This window comes from Treponema sp. R6D11 (assembly GCF_054786075.1).
On sequence record NZ_BDHD01000489.1, the window covers coordinates 1 to 926 of the forward strand.

At 44.1% G+C, this 926-nt stretch carries 2 protein-coding genes; both read left to right on the forward strand.

What is annotated here, in order from left to right; translation table 11 throughout:
- A partial coding sequence (locus ACYVTD_RS14165; RefSeq protein ID WP_461248367.1) for a TSCPD domain-containing protein occupies nt 1-698 on the forward strand: 698 nt, incomplete at its 5' end.
- 4 nt (nt 699-702) lie between these two features.
- Nucleotides 703-926: hypothetical protein (locus ACYVTD_RS14170; protein WP_461248368.1), on the forward strand; the 224-nt coding region annotated here is incomplete at its 3' end.

The window sequence follows — 926 nt, forward strand, 5'->3', positions numbered from 1 at the left end:
CAGGCGAATACGAAGACGGAAGTCTTGGAGAAATCTTCCTTGATATGCACAAAGAGGGAGCCGCCTTTAGAAGCCTGTTAAACAGTTTTGCTATTACTGTCTCTCTTGGACTGCAATACGGCGTGCCGTTAGAGGAATATGTTGACGCTTTCACATTCAGCAGATTTGAGCCTAACGGCTTAGTGCAGGGACACGATTATGTGAAAATGGCGACAAGCGTAATTGATTATGTCTTCCGTGATTTGGCGATTAGTTATCTGAAACGCAGCGACTTGGGTCAGGTAAAACCCGAAGACCTTGTAGCCACTGCGATGAAAAGCGAAAACGAATCGGCAGACCCCAAACCAAAGGGCGATAAACAAAGTGCTGGTTTTAGACCTAACGCCTCAGTTTCGTTGACACCGGCACAGACCGCTCCGTCCGGCGGAAAATCCTGCAAAATAACTTCAGGTAATTCCGGTAATTCAGGCAATGTTACCAAGGGATTGGCTCTTTCTCCTGTAATGGCTCAAACGCAGACGCAGGTAGCGGTAATGGAAGAATCCTACCCGCAGGAAAGCGAAGTAATAAAAATTGTGCAAGCTCGCATTAAAGGTTACGAAGGAGACCCGTGTTCTTCTTGCGGTTCATTTACGCTGGTAAGAAACGGAACTTGCATGAAGTGCGACACCTGCGGCAGTACCACAGGGTGTTCCTGATAAAGTGATTTTGTATTATGCGACATTTATTCCCGGCTTGCAGACTTTTATTGAGCAAGTAATAAAAGAGCGACTTTCTGACGTAAAAATAAAAAAACTCCTTGACGGCGCTGTTATTTTTGAAACAGAGACAAGTTACGATAAACTTAATTTTTTTTGTTTTAACAATATTTTTGCGGTTATAAGCATAATGGATCACGCTGATAACGACATTAAGCCAAAGACCGC